This window comes from Enterovibrio qingdaonensis, from assembly GCF_028683135.1.
GTDB lineage: Bacteria > Pseudomonadota > Gammaproteobacteria > Enterobacterales > Vibrionaceae > Enterovibrio > Enterovibrio qingdaonensis.
Window position 1 is genome coordinate 451,377 of the sequence record NZ_JAJUBB010000002.1, and the last position, 23,585, is coordinate 474,961.

Sequence of the window (23,585 nt, forward strand, 5' to 3'; positions counted from 1 at the left end):
GAAAATTCTCGGATGACGGATTCAACACAAACTGAATTGCAACTCGTTCTGGTGGTCGCAAATACGCAATCTCTCTCGCCAGGCTTATCTGCTTCGCATGTCTTTACTACGGATGGTGGAACGATTGGGTCAAGCTCGTCTGCCGATTGGATTTTGGACAACAGAACAAGCGATGTTGCGCCATATCATGCAGAACTGGTGCATATCGACCATGAAATGTGCCTGATTGACCTGCATAACGCCTGCTTTATTAATGGCTCTACCATCCCTGTTGGCTTAGGAAAAGCCGTTGCGCTTAAAGATAAAGATGTGATTCAGATTGGCGGCTACCAGATCCGAGCGAGTTTGAAAACGACATCCGGATTTGATGCATGGAGCGAAGGATCATTAGGGTCTGTATTCGGTTTGGATGACGACATTTTTGCTGAAGAAAATAACGAACTTGCTGAGAAAGCGGATTCGAACCTCGAAGCCGCCATCGACGACCCGTTGGAAGCACTCGAAGCGTTAGCGCAGGCCTCCTTGCAAGAAGCGGATTTAGCAGCGGAATTGATTGAGGATGCGGATCGTAGCACTGCGTCCCGCGTTTCATACAACTTAACGGATAACCCATCGTACGACAGTGATGCGGGATTTTACGAGGACATGGGCAGCGAGCTTTCATCTGCCGTGACGACTACGCAATACACACCTAAGGAGAGAGAGTTGATGGATTTCAAAAGCATAGAGCGTTTAGAGCGGGATGTTGAAAATGACTTGCTAGATAAAAAGCCATCAGACGGTTTCACTAGGCAAGACTATCTCTCCGCTGATCCGCATCGAGAAGGCTATCCAGTGTCTGGTGTCTCAAATCATGTTATCAGTGGCCCGCTGATGCGAGGGTTAGAGACGGCGGTAGGTCAAACCGACGATATGGCAGAGATGCAGGCTCTTTCTGAGGAGATCGGCGCGTCGATGAAATCCGCCATTGACGGTTTGTTGAACCTGCATCATCAAGTCGCACAAAGCCGCTATGGTGTGATGAATAAAAATTTCCAACCCATCGAAGATAACCCACTGAGATTGGGCTTGTCTTACGAAGAAACCATGAAAATTATGTTCGATGGCAAAAGAAGTGCTGTTCATCTCTCTGCACCGTCAGCCATCAGCGAAAGTCTGGCCAATATTCGTTACCACAACGACGCTGTGCAAGCAGCAACCACAGAGGCGTTAGCACAAGTTCTAATGGCATTCTCACCAGCAGTGTTAATGCGCAGATTTAAAGCGTATAGCCGTGTGGAAAACCCAACCAATGAGCAAGCCAGTGCTTGGGCATGGGAGATGTACAACAGCTACTACAACGAGCTCATCTCACCGCGTCAACGTGGGTTTGAAAAGCTATTCTGGGAAATCTTCGATCAAGCTTATGACCGAAACCTTCGCGATAAACTCAGGGAGGCGCAGGAATGTTCCGTCTGATATTTGCTTTAGCATTGCTGCAAATTGCAGGGTGTAGCTCCAGCACTGAGCCGTTGAGCGAGCCGACAACCGTTACTTACAGTATGTTAGCCACGCAACTCGTTAACCCGAACTTAAACGGCGATGGTACGCCCATTGAAGTGCAAGTGTTCGAGTTAGAAGATGATTCAATGTTCCTTTCTTCGGATTACGAGCATCTTGCCAGAAATGCGAAAACGGCACTCAAGAGTAATTATGTCGACCATAAAGACTTCGTGCTTATTCCAGGCCAGTTTAAGTTTATTAATTCATTTGAGTTAGAGCACGATACGAGATATATCGCGATCATGGGGCGCTTTGCTGATCCTGATCGAAGTGAGTGGAAGAAGGTAATAAAAGTGCTTCCACAAGATCACGAGTATCACTTGCTTATGTATATAAACGAAAACGAAATCATTCTCGATAAAGTGGAATAAAAATGACAGTCAGAAATCGAGTGATTTGGAATGAAGGGCTATTTATTAAGCCTCAGCATTTTCAGCAAATGCAACGAAACTTTGAATATCAACTTGAAGAACGGGTCGCGACGTTAAATCAGCACCTTTATGGTATTACTGACCTTGCATTTAATGCGGAATATTTAAGCTTTGGTCGAGTTGCGCTGGAAAGAGTGGGAGGTGTAATGCCAGATGGCACGGTATTTAACGTTCCAAATGAAGACACTTTGCCTACGGCATTGGAAATAAGCAGTAATGACGTGGCAAATCAGATTGTCTATTTATCGATTCCATTAAGAAGTGATACTACGACGGAAATAAACTGGCCAGACAGTGAAATAAATGCCCGTTTTAATTCAAAAAGGCAAAACGTTAGAGATACGCATAGCCAGAATGGGGATGGTGTTGTTATTGATGTGAGTCCAGTCTGCCCGAAAATCATGCTGGAAAGTCACGATCGCAGTGCCTACGCGTCGATTGCGATTGGGCGAATCCTCGAAAAACGCCCGGATGGCAGTGTATTGCTGGATGAAACGTTCATTCCTTGTCATTTGAAAATCTCTGCGGTCCCACGACTCTATCGATTTGTCGGAGAAATGGCAGGACTGATGCACGAACGGGCGAAAAACATTGCTTATCGGTTAGGAACGCCGTCTCAAGGTGGTGTGGCTGAGGTGACGGATTTCATGTTGTTGCAGGCACTTAACCGTCTTCAGCCAATGCTTCAGCATCTGTCCAAATTACCCACGTTGCACCCCGAACGTCTTTATGCCGAACTAAGTGCGATTTGCGGAGAGCTTTCTACATTCACCGATGAAAGCCGTTTGGCCCCGGACTTCAAAGCGTATCGACACGATCTTCCAACGGAAGCACTAAACGAATTACTGATGAAGCTGAGGCAGTCGTTAAGCATTGTATTGGAGCCTAAAGCCGTCTCTATACAGCTTCACCAACGTAAATATGGATTGATGGTCGCGCCAATACACGATCCTGGGTTATTGGATGATGCTGAGTTTATCGTTGCAGTGAGGGCAAAACTGCCTCAGGAAGAGCTACGTAAGCTGTTTACTCAACAGACCAAAGTGGCTTCTGTTGAGAAAATTCGTGAGCTTATTTCTCTGCAGCTTCCTGGGGTTCCTTTGTCTCCGTTACCTATTGCGCCGCGACAGTTGCCGTACCACGCGGGCTACATCTATTACCAATTGGATAAATCTAGTCAGGCCTGGAGCATGCTTATTAACGGCAGTGGTTTTGCGTTCCACGTAGCAGGGCATATTCCGGATGTTGAACTTCAGTTTTGGGCGATTAGGAGCTAGATGGTGCAGGACATCTATCAAGAAAAAACCAAACAGCGTCATCATCTGGATGACTTACTTTTTGATGACGTCTCGAATATCGATGCGGATCAAGATTACTGGTTCAAACTCCGTTGTAGTGAGTCAAACCGACTGATTTGTGCTGCAACACCGCTCATTGGATTAAGTTTACGCATTCGAAAATTGATGCTTTGCCACAATATCGAAGAGTTGTACAACCAAGCGGTAGAAGAAATAAAGAATATCGAAGTTGAATTGGCTGAAAATCAATATGACCATGCCATTATTTTGGCTTACCGATACATTTTATGCACCGTTGTCGATGAAGCGGTAATGAGCACGCCTTGGGGCTCAGAGAGTTATTGGGCTGAAAACTCGTTGCTGACCTATTTTCATAATGAAACATGGGGTGGTGAGAAAGTATTCTCAATATTAACGCGATTAAAAGGCGACCCAGAAAGATATCGTCAGTTGTTAGAGTTCATTTTTATTTGTATGACGTTGGGCTTTGAAGGTCGTTATAAAGTAATGGACAAGGGAAAGGATGAGCACAGAAAAGTGCTATTGGAATTACATGCATTACTTTCTGACAATGACGAAGAAACACACTCTAACCGTAAACCTGCCACTCATAATGTGATGCCGAAAAATTACAAGGTGAACAACAGAGTGACACCTATTGGTGTTGTTATCGGTTTTTCTTTTATGCTCCTTGCAGTATATGGCTTCTATCAAATGTCGATTAATAAAAATATCGATAGCGTATTACTGCAACTTAGCACCTTATTGTAATAAGGCACTAGTAACAAATAGAAAGCGGCTTACGAGCAATCTCTGAACTTGAATTTGCATGACTGAACACGGAGAAAGGAATGGATAAGTGGATATCTTTTGCTGCAAAAATGACCACTTTAAGAGATGTAGATGATCTCTCCAATACGTTTTGTGAATTTGGAGATTCTCTTGGTGGTATTTCTAATTGTTGGGTGCTGTACCCGTGTTCACAGGGGAGAGAGTTGCGCATTAATGCGGATGGGCTAAATCTCGCATGGAAAGTTGATGACTTTAGCCACCCGTTTTCACACGTGTTGCAGTCGGCTTCTAGCATGTTGCTTGACCCTGAAAAATTGAACTATTGGATGGGTAACGACGTTTTCAAAACGCTGGCTGTCTGTCGCCAGTTAAAAGACAGTCTATTGATAACGCCTTTTGTGGGAAATGACGGCGTCATTCGCGCTATCTCAGTGATGACAGGCACTTACACTAGCCTTAGCGAAGTGCTGGCGTGTGAGCATTGGAAGCACATTGCCCAAATTTACAGTAACCAGTGCGCGATGATTACGCAGCTTGGCCAAGATTCATGGCAGAAGAATGCTTTGGTCTCATCGATTGCGGAGATCCGCGAGAATGAGCATAAGCGCGAGCAAGCGTTTGAACTGAAAAAGGTGCTTATTGGTTCTAGCAAGAAAATGTCAGACATGCGCGACAAAGTCGTTAAGTCTGCTCAATCTTCGCTCAATGTGATGATTTGCGGCGAAACGGGAACAGGAAAAGAATTGGTTGCTAAAGCAGTTCATGAGCTGTCGGTCCGTAAAGGAAAACCGTTCATTGCTATCAACTGTGCAGCTATCCCCGAGAATCTCTTAGAAAGTGAATTGTTTGGTCACGTCAAAGGTGCGTTTTCGGGCGCAGAACGGGCAAAGTCAGGACTCCTTGCAGAATCTGATGGCGGAACCCTTTTCCTCGATGAAATTGGTGATATGCCAATTAGCCTTCAAGCGAAGCTTCTGCGTGTTTTGGAGACAAAGGTCTATCGCCCTGTCGGTGGTTCAAAAGAAATCGAAGTGGACTTTAGGTTGGTGTCGGCTACCCATGTTCAGCTGGAGAAAAAAACGGAATGTGGCGAGTTTCGCCGAGACCTGTATTACCGACTGAATCAGTTTCCTATCCAGGTCCCTGCACTAAGAGAGCGACGCGAAGATATTCCTCAGTTGTGTAACAAATTCATCGAAAGCTACCGCGCTAATCAGCATGTGAATGTTGATCGCATCAGCTATACCGCGCTTGATTTACTGAGTCGTCATCCCTTTCCGGGCAACGTGAGGGAATTAAAGAATCTGATTGAGTACGCCTGCACTTTGTCAGGTAACAGCACAGAAATCAGCCCTTGCAGTATTAGCGAGCGTCTCTTTGAACAGCGAGTGCCGTTTACAGCAAGTAATGATGAATCCGCTCCCGATAATTATCTGGGTGTGGACATTGCAAACATAAACAATCTGAAGGCTGCCGTTCAGAACTTTGAGATCAACGTTATACGCTCGCGTCTGACAAGTTTTGGTGGTGACCGATCTAAAGCGGCTGAAAGCCTTGGTTTGCCAAAAAGAACGCTCGCGCACAAGTGCCTGAAGATGGAGATAGATTGAGGCATGCACAGATTTCGTAGTAACGCGATGTGGAAGTTGGCTGGTGTTCTTGCGTTATTTCAGACTAGTCCTGCATTGTCGAATGCAGTGGCTGATAATCAAGTTTCTGCCGCTGAGACTTGCACCTTGATTCCATCCCGATTGGAGCGATTAGCGTGTTTTGACAAGGTATTTGATACCCCAGTTTCTCATGAGCTGGCTCTTAGTACTGCGCCGAGAAAGCCCGCTTTGTGGGTTAAGGCGGCGGAAAGTGAAAAGCGAAGACAGCCATTGCAAACCGGCTTTATTGTTAACGTTTCAGACGAGATGGAATCGATGCCCGGTGCGTGGGTGACAAGTCCTGCCGTCGTGGAAACCGACCAAGCTCCAGCCATTTTGATGTTCGGTTGTATTGACGACATTAGCCGTGTTGAGTTGGTTCTCCCAAACATGGTTAATTCGGGGCGAGTACCCATCACAACCTATGCGAAGAACAAAGACACAAGAGCATGGATGAGCGATGACTCGGGATATGTATTAAGTGCAGGACGTGGAATGCCGGCAATTGTTCTCATGAAGTCCATGCTATCGCAGTCGTCAGTTTCACTGCGTTCAAATTCTGCCATTGTTGGTGATGTACGTTTTGACATCAGCAACATTAACGAGGCGGTTAAACCTCTCAGAAAAATGTGTGGGTGGTAGAGGTGGATACGGAACATTACCGGAAACGACTTATTGCGCCAATCACCTCTGATAATCCAGTAGGCGACAGAATAGAAGACGATCCTGCATTGGATTTTGTTGACGCGCAGATGATGAAGATAGGCTCGCTGTCTCACAGTGAGGTGAAGTGGGATGAAGCTGAAAATCACGCGATTACGCTGCTCGAAACCAAGTCAAAAGACATAAAGCTATTGGCGCATTTACTACGTTGTCTTCAACACAAAGCCGATGTCGAGCGATTTGTCCTATCAATCTATTTGTTGACGGATTTTATCAATGCTTTTTGGCAAACCTGCCTTCCTGCCCCCGGGGCGAAGGGGGAGCCAGTACGGAAGCGATTTTATGGGCAAATTCTTCAGAGGACGGAAAGTAGCGCAGAAAGTTTCGACGTTTCACGTATAAGTGAAACGCAATTATCGGAGCTAAATAGCGCACTAGATGCCCTTAGTTTGGCAGCGAGTACCCATCAATTATCGAATGACAGTATTGGTACGATTACAGCAGTAATCGGTAAGCGAGTAAAAGCCACACCAGCCACTTCAGCCTCAGGTGGGACGGAAAAAAATGAAGTCTCCGAGCAAAAAAGTGATGAGAAGGGGGCTGCCAGTGACGGCCCGTTGTCATTTGACATCAGTTCGGAGAGAGCAACAAAGCTCACCTTACTGAAAGTGGCGGACTTTATGAACGAAATGGAAGGCGGACGCTCTACGTCGTTGAGATTACGACGCTTCGCTATCTGGTTTTCGATAAGTTCCCCTCCCGAACATGATGCTGATTTTGAAACACCTTTGATGCCTGTTTCTGCAGAGCGTATCTCTGAATACGAGGATTTGTTGAATCTGAAAGCAGACCATTCTCTTTGGCGAAAAGTGGAACAGAGTTTAACAGTATCGCCGTACTGGATAGACGGGCACTACTTGAGTTACCGCATTGCCATGAAGCTTGGACTTTCCGATGCCGCTAATGCGATTGCTTCTGAAGTAAAAAGTTTTGTGCTTCGCATGCCTGTGTTGTTTGAACTGAAGTTTAAAGGGGGAATGCCTTTTATTTCGGCGTCGACCCAACAATGGCTGAGAGAAGGCGATAAAAACCCACTGAGCGCCAGTGGAGAAACAAGCTGGGACAGCAAACGAAAAGAAGCCTTTTCCCTTGCGGAAGAGAAGGGGTTGTCTGATGCGCTCACCATGTTAAACGGTGGGCTGTCAAAAGCGGAAGAACCCAGAGATCGCTTCTACTGGCGATTACTATCAGCAGATCTTTTGGAGCACCATCAACTCACGGCAATGGCGGAACAAGAGTACGGCACCTTGCTACGCCAGATTTCATCGATGTCACTGATCGATTGGGAGCCTTCTCTAATCAAACACCTAGAAACCATCACCGACGCAAGATAGAGGTCAGGGAACGATTACTATGTTCAGTAAGCTAAGAATACTTTTTTCCGCCATGTTACCGTCAATCAGATCGTCATTGCCTGTTCTGATGGTATTGGTGCTTATCATGTTAAACGTTGCGATTTGGTGGGCTGGCCCTTGGCTAACGATTCGTGATACCCAGCCGTTGCACTCGGTTTGGGCGCGAGCACTGGCAAGCTCTATCGTCATCCTTTTTTGGCTTGGGATATGGGGGATCAATCAATGGCGGAAGCTTTCTGTTTATCAAGATAGAGCGAGAAGAGAGGTTGAGCAGCAAGAAGACCCAATCAAACGATTTGAAGAGCAACAGGACATAGAACTTAATCGAATTGTTAAGTCGCTCAAAGACAGTTTGGGGAAGAAAGACCACCTCTACGCGCTGCCGTGGTACCTATTATTAGGTGAAGAAAATGCCGGTAAAACCAGCTTAATTAATCGGTCAGGCCAAGACTTTGGGTTTTCCTCTGCATTGCGTGCAAACCAAGAAACCAAAAGTAAAAATCCTTTTTCATTTGACTGGTGGGTTGGCGAAGATGCGGTATTAATAGACCCCGCAGGTGAGCTGATTACTCAGCGGATCACTGATGCAGATGGGCATGGTGAGATGGAGCAAAGGCTCTGGACGCATTTCTTAAACTGGTTAAACAAAACACGTAATCGCAGACCGCTAAATGGCATTGTTGTGACCGTTGATATTGCTAAATTAGCCAGTGCTAGCGTGAGTGAGCGAAAGGCCCATGCCGCCATTCTTCGTACGCGTCTAAACGAGTTGATGAACACGCTTTCCAATCGTCCACCTGTGTACGTATCTTTAACTAAGCTCGATTTGCTCTATGGGTTTGCCCCGTTTTTTAGTGGACTCAAACAAAAAGAACGGGAAGAAGCACTGGGCTTTACCTTCTCATTTAATGACAAAGATACTGACAATCAGTGGCTAGAAGAGTTTGACCGCAGCTATAGTGCATTGGTGCAGGATTTTGAGCACTTGTTGCCGACCGCCTTTATTCAGTCTGCGGACGCGGAGCAAAGAACGGCCATTTATAGCTTCTACCGTCAGATGGCAGGACTTCAAGATGTGCTGGCTCAGTTCTTAAAATCGACGTTCAGTGCGGACCAATTTTCAACACCGCCGGTACTTCGAGGGCTGTATTTCACCTCGGTTTATCAACAAGGGGTGCCCGTCAATGCGTTTGTTGACTCGGCAGCGCGTCGATATCAGCTATCTCAAGTGGTGAATAGTGCGCAGAATGCGACGAATTCGACCACGTATTTCACTAAACGGCTTTTTAATGACGTTTTCTATCCTGAAGCGGGCCTTGCGTTAGACAGCAATACATCGCAAAAATCCTATCGTCGCTCGCTCGGGCTCACGGTGTTTGCCTGTTCGATTTTCTCTGTATTGTTGATAAGTTCCTGGCACAAGTACTACGAGTCCAACGTTAAGCATTCGGCCATTGCTCTGGCGAAGGTACAAGAGTTTGACAGAGTGACGAAAGCATCGGGCTATCCTGCAACAGGAGAGGGCCTTTTAGCGCAATTGAACCTTGTCAGAGAAGCGCAAGCTCTGATGGATGAGACCGATAACAGGAAAGTGCTGTTGTCTGGATTCGGACTTCATCAAGGTAACAAAATTGGTGTAGAGCTTGATAAAACTTATCAAGATCTGGTCGAAACGCGCTATCTGCCGGCGTTGTTACGTGTGCTCGCGTTCGATATCGCGGATGCCTCGACAGATGAAAAAACACTAACCGCCCTCAGGGTTTTCCGCATGCTGACCGATGGTTCAGGTCGCCATGGTGATGTTGTAAAAACGTACTTTGCAACAATGTGGCAAGAAAAATACGAAGGTGAGAGAGAAACACAAGATAGCCTGATGAACCACTTACAATACGCACTCGTGAAAACCGACTTGAGCGCGAAACGTTTAGCAGGCAACACAAGGGCAAAACGCAGCCTCGCTCCTTATGATGATCTCGTTAAATCGACACAGCAGTACTTACTGAACATTCCTTTGGAACAACGGGTCTATATGGGTCTTAAGAAAGAGGCTGCGCTGGTGTTGGGTTCGCCCATTAATCTCTCTTCGGCTATCGGCCCAGTGTTTGATGTTGTATTTACACTGAAAAACCCGAACAGAGAAGGCGTAGATATACCGAAGTTCCTGTCTCATGATGGTTTTGAGCAGTTCTTTATGCCTAAGTTAGAAACGTTGACGGATATGGCGTTGGTCGATACTTGGGTGCTCGGTCTCGCCAAAAGTACGGATTTTTCAGAGCAAGATAGACGCGCACTTCAAGAAAAAATCAGAAACCAATACGTTGCCGATTACTCGAACAGTTGGCGTAAAGCAATAAGTAACCTGGACGTCAGGTATTTCGAAGATATCTACGATGCGGTATGGGTGCTCGAAAGTGTGGTTGGCAACCATCAGCCTTTACACCGTTTGTTGGAAGAAGTGACCGAAAACACGGATCTTTTCCCGGAGCTTCCTGAAAACGATGACGCGAGAGACGAGCTACTCAAATCCTCTGAATACCGTGTCGCTGCGATGGTTGATGGTCAGTTTACAAGGTTGAATGACCTTGCTTCTGTGCAACAAGGCGACCCCATTTATTTCAACGAATCTGTTGAAGCGGTCTCTCAGTTGCTGGCTTACATGAGAAGGCTGACCGATGCGCAGCATGTGGGTAAAGCCGCGTTGGAAGCGACTAAATCCCGTTTGATGCTTAACGATACGGACCCGATCTATGTGCTCCAGCAAGTCTCTGATGGTTTACCGCCGCCATACAACACAATGCTACATACCTTGGCGCAGGAAAGCTGGTTAGTCATTCAGAAAGAAGCGTTGACCTACTTGGAAGAGAAATGGGATGAGGAAGTGTATGAAGAGTTCGCTTCAAAGCTCGCGTCTCGTTATCCGTTTAATCAGCGTTCCAAAAAAGACGTGGCACTGGAAGATTTCGAGTCTTTCTTTGCGCCAGATGGCACCTTGTCACAGTTTTACAATAACGATTTATCCCCCCTTATTAATAACGCCAGCAGCTTAGATATTCAGTCGGATGACGGCGTGATTGGAAAGGCTTTCGTAAAGCAATTTGAGTCGGCGAAGACCATTCAACGAGCCTTTTTTAACAGAAAAGGGGTGTTAGACGTGGCGTTTTCTATTGAACCTGTTGAATTGAGCCCTAATCAGCGTCGCTCGGTGATCAACGTTGATGGTCAGTATGTGGAATATAGCCATGGACCAAGGAAGAATATTGAGCTGATATGGCCCAACACATTGCGAAGTGAAGCGGTGAGCCGAGTGACTTTGGTGCCAATATCAATTAACCAGTCACCCAGAAGCGTTTCGGTTAAGGGACCGTGGTCATTCTTCCGGTTGTTGGACAGTGCCGAAGTGGTGAGTTCCAGTGCCACCAGTGTGGATTATGTATTTAATATCGATAATGGGAACGTAAAGTATCGACTCCATTCTGAAGAAGACAGTAATCCGTTTACCATGGCGATGTTTAAAAACTTTAAACTTTCAAAGGCGGTGTATTAACGGACTCTACTGAGTTATACAGAGAGCAAAAACACGTTCGGGTGTTCAACCATTAGATGCTTGGTCACTCGAACGTTTATTTGCGGTGTCTCATGGCCATAGCGAATGCATAAATTCAAATACGTCTTAGTGGTATGGGCGCAGTAACGTGTACAATCGCGGCCTAACCTATGTTTGACATCAGCTATGAAGATCGCCCATACCCCTGTTACTGCTCACTCTTATAGCAGCCATTCGTTTTACCTCAAACGAGACGATATGCTTCACCCTTATTTCTCAGGAAATAAAGCGCGTAAGCTCATGAGTTTACTGACATATGAAGATCCGTCAGTCACCCACCTTATCGGTTATGGGTCACCACAGGCGAACTCTTTACTGTCTCTTGCTGCTCTCGCAAACATCAAGGGCTGGCAGTTAGAGTTTTATGTCGATCGTATACCTGCGTGGCTTCAGCAGCACCCAATCGGAAACTATCGTTTGGCGTTAGAACTGGGTGCTCGGGTCATCCCCGTTTCAACGGTCTGTGAACACAATCTGCATCCTGAAAGTTATATCCAAACTCACCGATTAGACGACCATTGCCTGTATGTGCCAGAAGGGGGACGTTCACTGATCGCCGAAGAAGGCGTGGCAAAGCTTGCAGATGAAATTGCTGATTGGGCACAAGAACAAGCGATTGAACACTTGGTGGTTGCGTTGCCTTCAGGTACCGGAACGACAGCGTTGTTTTTGCATAAGCATTTACAGCCAAAAGGCATAGAAGTCATCACTTGTGCATGTGTTGGCGGCAAAGATTACTTGATTAAGCAGTTTGAAATGTTGGGGGAGCAGTGCTTTCCGACGATTTTGGATCCAAACAGGAATCACCATTTCGGAAAGCTATATCAAGATGATTACGAAATTTGGCAAGCTCTCAAAGAGAAAACAGGTGTAGAGTTTGACTTGTTGTACGATCCGCTGATGTGGCATTGCTTATTGGATTGGCTACCGCAACATCCGGATAAGTCGCTTCTCTATGTTCATCAGGGTGGGTTGGTTGGTAACGAAAGTATGTTGCCAAGGTATAGGCGGAAGTTTGATGTCTGAACATTAGGGAAGAAAAACTCGCCGATGTCTCCCATGATACTGATATTTAATGTGAATATTCAGGCAAATTCAGTACTATCACTGGCGTAATCATTTTTAAACAGGTTTAAGGATCCCGTTCCGTGTTTGTTCAAACGCTTAAACAGGCAATGCAACGTACTTGGCAAGCTAAAACCGATCTTGCTAAAGCTATCGCAATTCCAGTTGTATTGTCCTATGTGCTAGATGTCGCCACCTATGAAATTGGCAACAGTGATTTTGCTATTCTGAGTAGCTTATTAGTGTTTATGTTGGCGGTGATGCTGGCAATCAATGTGCACCGTGTACTTCTATTGGGTAGCACCTCCGTGCCGCACTGGGGGCGCATCGCGTTTGGGGCGATTGAGCGTAAGTTCATTGTATACACATTGGGCTATACGTTTTTTATGATTGGCATGGGCGTGCTGGTATATGCATTTAACATGTTGGTTGAACCGTTTGGGTTATTGCTTTCTCTGGTTGTGGCTATTGGTTTTGCCTTGATTGCCTGCCGCTTGTCTATCATCTTTCCTGCCATTGCAGTAGGCAATGATGTATCGGTCAACTGGGTCTGGAAAAAGACGGAAGGGAAAACAGGCGTGCTGTTTTTGCTGCTAGGCATTTTCCCTGTCTTTGTCGGAGCACTAACCCAACTGCTTTCACTCGCGGGCCTGTACATGCTGGATCTTCTTCTGGGGTACATCGCCATGGTGTATTTCATCGCTATATTGTCTATCGCGTATGAAAATTTGACCGAGGGTGATAACGAGACCCGCAGCGATGATCAGGATATGACTATCGAACTTTAATTGAATCTGAAAAGCCGAGACTGTCTCGGCTTTTTGCTAAATACTGCATCGCATTCCTCGCTTTTCTATTTCTTTCTGTCGCATTGGCATTTCATCAATCACGTTAACCAATTCGTTGATATCAACGTCGCGCTCCCACCGATACTTCTCAGTACCGTCTTTTCCTATTAACACGGCGATATGTTCATGGTTAGCGATCTGAAAGCGTACCAAAAGATTATTGATCTCTTTTGATGAAAAGAGGCCACGAGAGTCGGTCATTGTACCCATATCCAGAACGAGGGAATGCAGGTCGCGCTCGTCCATTTGGCACCCATGAATCAACATCAATTGCTGGAACGTTTTTGATTTGTCATCTTCAGTGGGGGTGAAATACATCAAGGTACGATGCGGATGGTAGAACCCGTAATGCGGGTAAGAAATAGCGGAGATAGGCAAACCCAACAGGATTAGTACGCAGATGCGAGTAAACCAATGCATCGTGATCTCTCCTCGGACTGTTAGACATGTTGCCATTACGAAAGCCTAGCCTTTTCCGATTTGTTCCGCTCTCTTATACCCGATAACACACGGTATATTCGAGCTGTCTAATGTAGTGCGCGGGTTGTAAGCACTGCACCATTTTAGACATGGTGACGTTCATACCTTTTCTTCCTCATACATAATTTCCCTCCTAATTTTCTTTTGATTACATGCAAATGCACAAAATATGCGATGGGTCTCTCTCATGTGGCAGGGCTTTTGCTTTGACGATTCGCAGATACCTATAAGGAGCAGTAATGATGAATGGAAAGAAGGTTGCAGCAAATTGGGTCAGTGCAATTGCACTTGCGGGACTGTCTTATCAAGTCGTCGCTGACGAAGATACGATTAAAGTCGGTGTATTGCATTCGCTGTCGGGCACCATGGCGATCAGTGAAACCACGCTGAAAGATACCGTGTTGATGATGGTAGATGAACAGAATAAGCAAGGCGGGTTGCTTGGCAAAAAGTTGGAAGCCGTGGTTGTTGACCCTGCATCGAACTGGCCACTGTTTGCAGAAAAAGCCCGCGAACTTATCGAGAAAGAAGACGTAGATGTTGTGTTTGGGTGTTGGACATCGGTCTCTCGTAAGTCCGTATTACCCGTGTTTGAAGAGCTTAATAGTCTTCTTTTCTACCCGGTCCAGTATGAGGGTGAAGAGTCCTCGAAAAACGTTTTTTACACAGGTGCTGCACCAAATCAACAAGCGATTCCAGCCGTTGATTACTTAATGGATGATTTGGATATCGAGCGTTGGGTGCTTGCAGGGACTGATTACGTTTATCCACGCACCACCAACAAAATCCTCGAAGCGTACTTGCTTGATAACGGCGTTAAACCAGAAGACATCATGATCAACTACACGCCGTTTGGTCATTCAGACTGGCAGTCCATCGTTGCTGATATCAAGAAATTCGGTGCAGAAGGCAAGAAAACCGCGGTGGTATCCACCATCAACGGTGATGCAAATGTCCCTTTCTATAAAGAGCTTGCTGCACAAGGGGTAGAAGCGGAAGACATTCCGGTTGTTGCTTTCTCCGTCGGTGAGGAAGAACTGTCTGGTATGGATACATCTAACTTGGTCGGTCATTTGGCTGCATGGAACTATTTCATGAGCGTTGAGACTGACCAGAATGATGAATTTGTCGAGAAGTGGCATGCCTACATTAATGATGATGAGCGCGTGACGAATGACCCAATGGAAGCGACTTACCTCGGATTCAATATGTGGGCGAAAGCCGTTGAAAAAGCGGGCACGACAGATTCAGATGCGGTTCAAGAAGCGATCATTGGTGTGACGGTACCTAATCTCACTGGGGGCTACGCAACCATGATGCCAAATCACCATATCACCAAGCCAGTGCTTATTGGCGAAATTCAGGACGATGGTCAGTTTGTGACGGTATGGGAAACACCGGATGTGGTGGCAGGTGATGCTTGGTCTGATTTCTTGAGTGGGTCGAAAGACTTGTTTGCGAGTTGGTTAAAGCCAATGTCTTGCGGCAGCTTCAATGTCACCACAGGGCAGTGCTCGGGCGTAAGTGAGTAAGGATTCTCTCTGTAACTTTTAACTCCTTGCCTGCCATGCGGAGATGTCTCTACCATACGACCGACATGGCGGGCCTTTTTCAAGGGATTGAATGATGGCGAAAAAGCCCGTTCGACACACAGCATTGAAGGAGAATGTCACTCGGTTGATGATTTCACTGATCGTCACCCTGATGTTTGCAACATCATTTGACGTGTTTGCTAAGACGCATGCTCTTGCGGACATTCAGCCCCTTCTTACCAGTAAGTCTTTCAGTGAAAAACAAAAAGCCATAGCACTTATCGCGCAGTCCGACGTCGAGAATAAAGACGCTTTGCTGAACGGCTTGCTGGATAAACGTGTGGTTTATGGAAAGAAAGATAAGTCACTTTGGTACGTTATCAGTGCCCCGTTGAAGAAGGGCAGTGAGATAGAAAACCTCGTTACAGGAAAGAAAATAACAGTCATAAAGAAGCGCGACTATCGACAAGTCACGCTCAATAACAACATGCGTGCTCAGATAAAAACAGTGCTAGCGACCTTGGCGTTACGTGGCGATGATTTGGCCCAAAAACGAGCAGGTGCACAGCGACTTATTGGGCAAGTTGATCAACCTCTTGCACATGCAATCCGTGATTTGCTAGACACAGAAAGTGACGCTGTCACATATGTGTATATCAATGTCGCGATGGCTGTCTATACAATGACTGGGCAGGGAACGGATGCTGAAAAAATCCAGTCGATTAAAGTATTGTCTTCTTCAGGATTGCCAGAAGCTTTTGAGGCTCTTCAAGCGGCTCGTGCGGGATTAAGTGATGACAATTCACCGGTATCTCGGGCAATGAATGCAGCCATTGCTGACTATAAACAAACGCAAAAAGTCGTTAACGTCGCGCAGACGTTGTACTTTGGATTGAGTTTGGGGTCGGTATTGGTTTTAGCGGGTATCGGCCTTGCTATTACATTTGGCGTCATGGGCGTGATCAACATGGCGCACGGTGAGCTAATCATGCTGGGTGCGTACACCACTTACGTTATTCAGCAGTTGTTGCCAAGCCATACAGGCGTGGCACTTATTCTCTCAATTCCTTGTGCATTTGTGGTTTCTGGTTTTGTTGGGGTGCTGCTCGAGCGCAGCGTTATTCGGCATCTTTACGGTCGTCCGCTAGAAACACTTCTCGCGACATTTGGGATCAGTTTAATCCTCCAACAAGCAGTTCGGTCCATCTTTTCTCCTCTGAATCGTTCTGTAAGTACCCCTGAATTTATGAGCGGAATGATAGATGTCACCCCCATGCTGCAATTAACGGCCAGTCGGATGTACATCATTGTTTTTTGCCTCATGGTCTTTTTTGCTTTGTTGTTTGTTTTGCAGCGCACCCCTTTGGGTCTTCAAGTTCGCGCCGTGTCCCAAAATCGTTCAATGGCACGCGCCATGGGAGTGCGCTCGGAATGGGTTGATATGGCGACGTTCGGTTTAGGCTCGGGGATTGCTGGTGTTGCTGGCGTTGCCTTGTCTCAGCTAACCAACGTTGGCCCCAACATGGGGCAGGCTTACATCATTGACTCGTTTATGGTCGTGGTCTTTGGGGGCGTTGGTAACTTATGGGGCACCTTAGCAGCTGGACTCAGTCTCGGCGTTTTCAATAAATTTCTGGAGCCATGGACGGGAGCTGTTTTGGCAAAAATCTTGGTTTTGGTCTTCATCATTCTCTTTATTCAAAAAAGACCTAAAGGGCTTTTCCCTCAACGCGGGCGTATGGCGGAGGACTCATAAACCATGGACTTTCATTCGTTAAACAAACCGATCTTTGATAGAGCAACGACATTGTTGATAGGCGTGTTAGGCCTTGCTGTCGTTGCTGTCCCTATGTTGAATTTGTGGGTGTCTCCTACCAGTGTCTTTCATCTTGAAACCTACACAGTATCGCTGCTTGGTAAATATTTAAGCTACGCGATTCTGGCACTTTCTGTTGACTTGGTTTGGGGCTATTTGGGCATTTTAAGCTTGGGACACGGGGCATTTTTTGCCCTTGGCGGGTATGCGATGGGCATGTATCTCATGCGACAGATTGGTGATCGTGGCGTATACGGAAACCCTGAACTACCTGACTTTATGGTGTTTCTCAATTGGCAGGAGCTTCCTTGGTTCTGGCAAGGCTTCGACATGTTCTGGTTTGCCTGTTTGATGGCCATTGCCATTCCCGGCGCGCTTGCATTTGTATTTGGTTGGCTGGCGTTTCGCTCCCGAGTGTCCGGTGTTTATCTGTCTATCATGACGCAGGCGATGACGTTTGCGTTAATGCTTGCTTTTTTCCGCAACGAAATGGGGTTTGGTGGCAACAACGGCCTCACAGACTTTAAAGATTTACTGGGGTTCAGTCTTCAAAGTGATGAGGTGCGTGTTGGGCTTTTTGTCGCCACAGTTATTGCGCTTGGGATGTGTTTTGTGATTTGCAGGGCAATCGTTACCAGCAGACTTGGTTCTCTCACTATCGCGATCCGCGACGCCGAATCACGCGCTCGTTTTGTTGGCTATGCCGTTGAGAAGAGTAAGTTGTGGATCTTTGTGCTTTCAGCTGCGATTGCTGGCATTGCAGGTGCATTGTATGTCCCTCAAGTTGGGATCATCAACCCAGGGGAGTTCTCACCGTTGAACTCAATTGAGATTGTTGTTTGGGTTGCTCTTGGCGGCAGGGCGACCTTGTATGGAGCCATTGTCGGTGCATTTTTGGTGAACTATGCCAAGAGTTGGTTCACGGTTGAGTTTCCGGAAGTGTGGTTGTTTGCGTTGGGGGCCTTATTTGTGTTGGCCACGCTCTATCTACCAAAAGGCGTGTGCGGTTTGCTTCAAAAAAGGGAGGCCACGGCATGATGTCGAAAACACTATGGCTGGAAAGTATGAAGTACCAAAAAGCCCAACATCCAGAAACGACAAGCAGTGGTGGGGATTTCCTCCATGAACTTACCCGTCGCGATCAGGTTTTTAGCTTTCTCAAACCACCTTACAACCCAAAAGTGGATGTAAAGAACGGCATGTTGCTATACGTCGAAGGCGTGTCCGTGTCTTTCGATGGATTTAAAGCCATTAACGATTTGAACTTGTACATCAAGGAAGGTGAGCTTCGCTGCATCATTGGGCCAAACGGGGCGGGTAAAACCACCATGATGGACATCATCACGGGAAAAACACGGCCAGATGAAGGGGAAGTGTGGCTGGGTCAGCAACTCGACCTTTTGAAAATGGACGAAGCGCAAATCGCCAATGCTGGTATAGGGCGTAAGTTTCAAAAGCCTACAGTATTTGAAGCAATCACGGTCTGGGAAAACCTTGAACTTGCCATGGCCGGGAGTAAAACCACGTGGCACCTGTTTAGAGCAAGGCTGACAGGTGAGCAAAAATGCGACATTGAAAAAGTACTGGCTCTAATAGGATTAGAAACACAATACGCAATGCTGGCTGGCAAGCTCTCACATGGCCAAAAGCAATGGCTGGAAATCGGGATGTTGTTAATGCAAAAGCCGAAATTGCTTTTGGTGGATGAGCCTGTAGCGGGGATGACTCATCAGGAAATGGACAGAACGGCGGAACTATTGCGCTCCCTTGCAGGTGACCATTCGATTGTGGTCGTGGAGCACGATATGGAGTTTGTCCGAAGTATTGCGTCGACAGTGACTGTGCTGCATCAGGGACATGTGCTTGCAGAAGGCAGCATGAAAGATGTGCAGGAGAATCCAAAAGTCAGGGAAGTGTATCTAGGGCAATAACGATACCTAAGATTCATTGAACGTTCCGGATATACCAGTCAGGGAGAGACGTATTTTGTTGAAAGTGAGCGGATTAAATCAACGATATGGAGAAAGCCAGACGCTTTGGGATTTGTCCTTTGATGCCCCCAAAGGGCAGTGCACAGTCGTTATGGGGAGAAACGGTGTTGGGAAAACAACACTGCTGCAAAGCATTATGGGTTTGTTGGCCATCGACAGTGGACAAATATCAGTAGCAGGCACTGATTTAGCCACACTTCGGGCAGAAGCACGGCCCCGACATGGTGTGGGTTACGTACCTCAAGGACGACAAATATTCCCACGTTTGACGGTTGAAGAAAACCTAGAGATTGGGTTACCCATTCGTCCAAAAGGAGACAGGAAAATCCCGTCGTTCATCTATGAGCTTTTCCCGGTCCTCGCTGAAATGAAAAACCGCTACGGTGGTGATCTCTCAGGCGGCCAACAACAGCAACTGGCTATTGGGCGGGCATTGGTGATTGACCCAAAACTACTGCTTTTGGATGAACCTACAGAGGGTATACAGCCCAATATTGTGCAAGAGATCGGCGACATTATTCGCCGCCTAAATGACGAGCTAGGCTTAACGGTGGTGCTGGTGGAACAAAAGCTGCCATTTGCACGAAAAGTCGGTGATCGCTTTTGCATTCTTGAGCGGGGCAGAAATGTGGCTAGTGGTGATATCGCCGAACTCAATGACATGCTCATTAAACATTACTTGACGGTCTAAGGGAATACAGTTGGTGCAGACGCGGGTTGCTATTGATAACGTCATTCCAGAGAGAGAGCCCAGCCACGGAAGCTGGGAGGCAGAGCTGTCGTTGGGCTTTGTCAGACAAGGCGAACGAACGGTTTTAAAGCACCGGACACACCGAGGTCCCTTAGCCGTTCAGCGATCACTTTACCCAGAAGGTGGTACCTGCCACAGCCACATTCTCCATCCTCCCGGCGGTATTGTGGGTGGTGACGCACTCCATGTTTCTATTTCGGTCGACAAATTGTCTCAAGCGGTGGTGACTACCCCCGGTGCCACCCGTTTCTATCGTTCAGAAGGGCGAGTGGCAAATGTCAGTCAATCGTTCACTGTCGGCCCTGATGCGAGGTTGGAGTTTGTTCCATTGGAGAACATTGCGTTCCCTAATGCCTTTTTGCGAACACGAACCGATGTTCACCTTTCTTCTCGCTCTCAGTTTGTGGGGTTAGATATATGGACATTGGGTCAACCCGCTTCTAAGGCACATTTTGATCAAGGCGAGATAGATGGTTTGACGAAAGTGTTTGTTGATGAGCGATTAGTGATCTGTGAACGCTTGAGAGTAAACCCTAGAGTTTGGCAGCAAGATGCAGCTTCCCTTCGCGGCAAGTCAGTCTCTGGAACACTCATCGCCTATGGCAGTGAAGAGGACTTTGGCTCTGTTTGTGCGTGGTGGAAAACACAAGAGGTTGCGACAGACATGATGGTCGGTTTGACGGTCATCGACGGCTTTCTCGTCATGCGAGGGTTATCTGACAGTACCGAGCAACTTTTTATGTTGATGGCGAATTGCTGGCAGCAAATCAGATTGCATTGGACGGGTGAGTTACCTGAATTGCCGCGTATTTGGCGAACTTAACGATATTCATGAGGAGTAAGCACTATGGAGCTAACCCCCAGAGAAAAAGACAAACTGCTCATCTTTACCGCTGCCTTATTGGCGGAGCGGCGAAAGGAGCGCGGGTTAAAACTGAATTACCCGGAAGCGGTGGCCTTAATTAGTGCCGCAATTATGGAAGGGGCGAGAGATGGAAAGACTGTCGCTGAGCTGATGGATTACGGTCGCACCATTCTCTCGATAGATGATGTGATGGAAGGCGTTTCTAGCATGATCCATGACGTGCAGGTCGAAGTGACGTTTCCTGATGGCACCAAGCTCGTTACCGTACACGATCCCATCGTGTAATAAGGAGATAACTCATGTCTCAATCACCAAGCTATTCAAGGTTTGTCCCCGGGGAATTGCATGCTAAAGCCGGTGAAATTGAACTAAATGTTGGTCGTCAAACCCTCACGCTAGATATCGCCAACACGGGAGACAGGCCGGTTCAGGTGGGCTCACATTATCATTTCTTCGAAGTTAACGATGCATTGGCATTCGATCGCGACGCAGCCAAGGGATTCAGACTGAACATTCCTTCGGGAACTGCCGTCAGGTTTGAGCCCGGACAAAGCCGACGCGTTGAGTTGGTGGCCTATGCTGGAACGCGGACCGTTTATGGCTTTCAAGGTCGTGTGATGGGGGACTTATCCGACGACTCACTAGACGATAAGGGTGATTGATATGGCGAAGATATCCCGACAAGCGTATGCGGAAATGTTTGGGCCCACAACGGGAGACTGTCTGCGTTTGGCTGATACAGAGTTATGGCTTGAAGTAGAAAAAGACTTCACGATTTATGGTGATGAGGTAAAGTTTGGCGGCGGAAAAACCATTCGAGATGGGATGGGACAAAGTCAACGACCAAGCAGCGAAACCCCTGATATGGTCATCACGAATGTTGTCGTGTTGGATTACTGGGGCATTGTCAAAGCGGATGTCGCGGTAAAAGGTGGCCGAATAAGTGGCATTGGAAAAGCCGGTAACCCAGATATTCAAGATGGTGTTGATATTATTATTGGACCGGGAACAGAAGTGGTCGCTGGGGAAGGTCAAATTCTTACCGCTGGAGGAATTGATTCGCACATTCATTTCATCTGCCCACAGCAAATTGATGAAGCTCTGACGTCAGGTGTGACGACATTTGTAGGCGGTGGAACTGGGCCAGCAACAGGAACAAACGCAACGACGTGTACGCCTGGCCCATGGAACATTCACCGAATGCTCGAAGCGTTAGATGCGTTTCCCATGAATTTTGGCTTGTTAGGTAAGGGTAACGCTAGTCTACCTGACGCATTGGAAGAGCAAGTTGCAGCTGGAGCTTGCGGTCTTAAATTGCACGAGGATTGGGGCTCGACACCTGCGGCAATCGACTGTTGTTTATCGGTAGCAGATGCATTAGATGTTCAAGTGGCGATCCATACTGACACGCTGAACGAGTGTGGTTTTGTTGAAGCAACATTGAATGCGATTGGGGATCGTGTCATCCATACCTACCATACCGAAGGGGCGGGTGGTGGCCATGCACCTGACATTATTAAAGCGGCAGGGCTGGCTAATGTTTTACCGTCTTCGACCAACCCTACACGTCCGTATACCGTTAATACAGTGGATGAGCATCTGGACATGCTCATGGTCTGCCATCATCTGTCGCCTTCTATTGCGGAAGACATTGCGTTTGCTGAATCACGCATTCGTCGCGAAACAATTGCAGCAGAAGATATGCTTCACGACATGGGCGCGTTTTCTATGATTTCATCCGACTCCCAAGCCATGGGGAGGGTCGGTGAAGTGGTGATTCGAACGTGGCAAACCGCGCATAAAATGAAAGTTCAATTCGGTGCGATGCAAGGTGACTCTGAACACTGCGATAACAACCGCATCAAACGCTACGTCGCGAAATACACGATTAACCCTGCCATCGCACATGGAATGTCTCACGAAATCGGCTCTATCGAGGTGGGGAAACTGGCCGATCTTATCCTTTGGAAGCCCGCGTTCTTTGGTGTTAAGCCGTCGTTAGTTATCAAAGGTGGCCTCATCGTGACAGCACCTATGGGGGATCCCAATGGGTCAATTCCGACACCACAGCCCGTGCATTATCGCCCAATGTTTGGGGCATTTGGAGGCGGGCCTGCCCAAAGTTCACTACTCTTTATGTCACAAATTGCCATTGATAATGGTGTGCCGGAGATGCTGACGCTGAAGAGTGGGATTAGCGCGGTCAAAGGGTGTAGGAGCATTCGTAAAAAAGACATGAAGCTGAACGATTGGCAGCCCAACATTGAGGTCGATCCCGAAACATACGAAGTGCGTGCTGATGGTCAACTATTGGTTTGCCAGCCAGCAGATGTGCTGCCGATGGCCCAACGTTATTTTCTATTTTAAGGAGCGTCATGCTGGAATTTACAAGGATTGAAACCGGTGTTGATAACAGAGATGACCTGCCCACGGTTCATTTAGGCATTGATGCGCGAATAAAAAGCAGACTCAAGGTGACGCTGGATGATGGGCAAGACGCGGGACTATTTCTTCCTCGGGGGCATACCGTACGCGGAGGAGATGTTTTGGTCGCCGAAACCGGTGAGAAAGTGCGAGTTATAGCCGCTGCAGAAAAAGTCTCCACTGCATATGCAAATAGTGCCCACCTGCTGGCTAGATTGAGTTATCACCTTGGCAATCGACACGTGCCCTTGCAAGTTGGAGAGGGGTGGGTGCGTTATCACCATGATCATGTTTTGGATGAAATGGTCAGATTGCTAGGTGGAGATGTTGTGGTCGAAAGTGCCCCTTTTGAGCCCGAAAATGGTGCGTATGGAGGGCATTCATCAGGGCACCATCATTCACATTAAGGATTTTTTAGC

General features: G+C 47.1%; 21 protein-coding genes. 20 read left to right on the forward strand and 1 reads right to left on the reverse strand.

Annotated elements, in window-relative coordinates; all coding sequences use genetic code 11:
• The first annotated feature begins 12 nt into the window (after positions 1–12).
• From tagH to LRP49_RS04810, 10 genes are all read left to right on the forward strand, one after another.
• Complete coding sequence (tagH, locus tag LRP49_RS04765; RefSeq protein WP_274140574.1) at positions 13–1,458, forward strand: type VI secretion system-associated FHA domain protein TagH; 1,446 nt, start codon at positions 13–15, stop codon at positions 1,456–1,458.
• On the forward strand, positions 1,446–1,913 hold the full coding sequence (tssJ, locus tag LRP49_RS04770) for a type VI secretion system lipoprotein TssJ (protein WP_274140575.1): 468 nt from the start codon (positions 1,446–1,448) through the stop codon (positions 1,911–1,913). The genes tagH and tssJ overlap by 13 nt, the downstream gene beginning before the upstream one ends.
• Before the next feature lie 2 nt (positions 1,914–1,915).
• Positions 1,916–3,250, forward strand: coding sequence for a type VI secretion system baseplate subunit TssK (tssK, locus tag LRP49_RS04775; protein WP_274140577.1), 1,335 nt, complete (start codon positions 1,916–1,918; stop codon positions 3,248–3,250).
• Positions 3,251–4,042, forward strand: a complete 792-nt coding sequence (gene icmH, locus LRP49_RS04780; protein WP_274140579.1) for a type IVB secretion system protein IcmH/DotU — start codon at positions 3,251–3,253, stop codon at positions 4,040–4,042.
• Between the two features lie 80 nt (positions 4,043–4,122).
• On the forward strand, positions 4,123–5,673 hold the full coding sequence (locus tag LRP49_RS04785; RefSeq protein ID WP_274140580.1) for a sigma-54 interaction domain-containing protein: 1,551 nt from the start codon (positions 4,123–4,125) through the stop codon (positions 5,671–5,673).
• A gap of 3 nt (positions 5,674–5,676) precedes the next feature.
• Positions 5,677–6,354 (forward strand): type VI secretion system-associated protein VasI, encoded by a 678-nt coding sequence (gene vasI / locus LRP49_RS04790; RefSeq protein WP_274140582.1) that lies wholly within the window; start codon positions 5,677–5,679, stop codon positions 6,352–6,354.
• 2 nt (positions 6,355–6,356) lie between these two features.
• Positions 6,357–7,769 (forward strand): type VI secretion system protein TssA, encoded by a 1,413-nt coding sequence (gene tssA / locus LRP49_RS04795; RefSeq protein ID WP_274140583.1) that lies wholly within the window; start codon positions 6,357–6,359, stop codon positions 7,767–7,769.
• A 19-nt stretch (positions 7,770–7,788) separates the two neighbouring features.
• A complete protein-coding gene (gene tssM / locus LRP49_RS04800; protein ID WP_274140584.1) occupies positions 7,789–11,334 on the forward strand; it encodes a type VI secretion system membrane subunit TssM in 3,546 nt (1,181 codons plus the stop codon).
• A 186-nt stretch (positions 11,335–11,520) separates the two neighbouring features.
• Positions 11,521–12,420, forward strand: coding sequence for a 1-aminocyclopropane-1-carboxylate deaminase/D-cysteine desulfhydrase (locus tag LRP49_RS04805; protein WP_274140585.1), 900 nt, complete (start codon positions 11,521–11,523; stop codon positions 12,418–12,420).
• Between the two features lie 122 nt (positions 12,421–12,542).
• The gene (locus tag LRP49_RS04810; RefSeq protein WP_274140586.1) at positions 12,543–13,247 is read left to right on the forward strand and encodes a hypothetical protein; all 705 of its coding nucleotides are present in this window, start codon (positions 12,543–12,545) and stop codon (positions 13,245–13,247) included.
• A 36-nt stretch (positions 13,248–13,283) separates the two neighbouring features.
• Here LRP49_RS04810 and LRP49_RS04815 read toward each other — a convergent pair whose 3' ends face one another.
• Positions 13,284–13,727 (reverse strand): DUF4174 domain-containing protein, encoded by a 444-nt coding sequence (locus LRP49_RS04815; protein WP_274140587.1) that lies wholly within the window; start codon positions 13,725–13,727, stop codon positions 13,284–13,286.
• Between the two features lie 302 nt (positions 13,728–14,029).
• Here LRP49_RS04815 and urtA point away from each other — a divergent pair, with 302 nt between their 5' ends.
• The 10 genes from urtA (at position 14,030) to ureE (ending at position 23,573) form a co-directional block, all read left to right on the forward strand.
• Positions 14,030–15,319 carry an urea ABC transporter substrate-binding protein gene (gene urtA / locus LRP49_RS04820; protein WP_274140620.1) on the forward strand — a complete coding sequence of 430 codons (1,290 nt, stop codon included), beginning with the start codon at positions 14,030–14,032 and terminating at the stop codon, positions 15,317–15,319.
• A gap of 148 nt (positions 15,320–15,467) precedes the next feature.
• Entirely contained in the window at positions 15,468–17,075 is a 1,608-nt protein-coding gene (gene urtB / locus LRP49_RS04825) for an urea ABC transporter permease subunit UrtB (protein WP_420791523.1), read from the forward strand.
• Between the two features lie 3 nt (positions 17,076–17,078).
• Entirely contained in the window at positions 17,079–18,173 is a 1,095-nt protein-coding gene (urtC, locus tag LRP49_RS04830) for an urea ABC transporter permease subunit UrtC (protein WP_274140589.1), read from the forward strand.
• Positions 18,170–19,066, forward strand: a complete 897-nt coding sequence (gene urtD, locus LRP49_RS04835) for an urea ABC transporter ATP-binding protein UrtD (RefSeq protein ID WP_274140590.1) — start codon at positions 18,170–18,172, stop codon at positions 19,064–19,066. Before urtC ends, urtD begins: the two co-directional genes overlap by 4 nt.
• 55 nt (positions 19,067–19,121) lie before the next feature.
• Positions 19,122–19,817: an urea ABC transporter ATP-binding subunit UrtE gene (gene urtE, locus LRP49_RS04840; protein ID WP_274140591.1), complete on the forward strand. Its 696-nt coding sequence runs from the start codon at positions 19,122–19,124 to the stop codon at positions 19,815–19,817.
• A 13-nt stretch (positions 19,818–19,830) separates the two neighbouring features.
• Entirely contained in the window at positions 19,831–20,700 is an 870-nt protein-coding gene (locus tag LRP49_RS04845) for an urease accessory protein UreD (protein WP_274140592.1), read from the forward strand.
• A gap of 24 nt (positions 20,701–20,724) precedes the next feature.
• A complete protein-coding gene (gene ureA, locus LRP49_RS04850; protein ID WP_274140593.1) occupies positions 20,725–21,027 on the forward strand; it encodes an urease subunit gamma in 303 nt (100 codons plus the stop codon).
• 14 nt (positions 21,028–21,041) lie between these two features.
• Positions 21,042–21,404, forward strand: a complete 363-nt coding sequence (locus tag LRP49_RS04855) for an urease subunit beta (protein WP_274140595.1) — start codon at positions 21,042–21,044, stop codon at positions 21,402–21,404.
• 1 nt (position 21,405) lies between these two features.
• On the forward strand, positions 21,406–23,109 hold the full coding sequence (ureC, locus tag LRP49_RS04860) for an urease subunit alpha (protein WP_274140597.1): 1,704 nt from the start codon (positions 21,406–21,408) through the stop codon (positions 23,107–23,109).
• A gap of 8 nt (positions 23,110–23,117) precedes the next feature.
• A complete protein-coding gene (ureE, locus tag LRP49_RS04865) occupies positions 23,118–23,573 on the forward strand; it encodes an urease accessory protein UreE (protein WP_274140598.1) in 456 nt (151 codons plus the stop codon).
• Positions 23,574–23,585 lie beyond the last annotated feature (12 nt).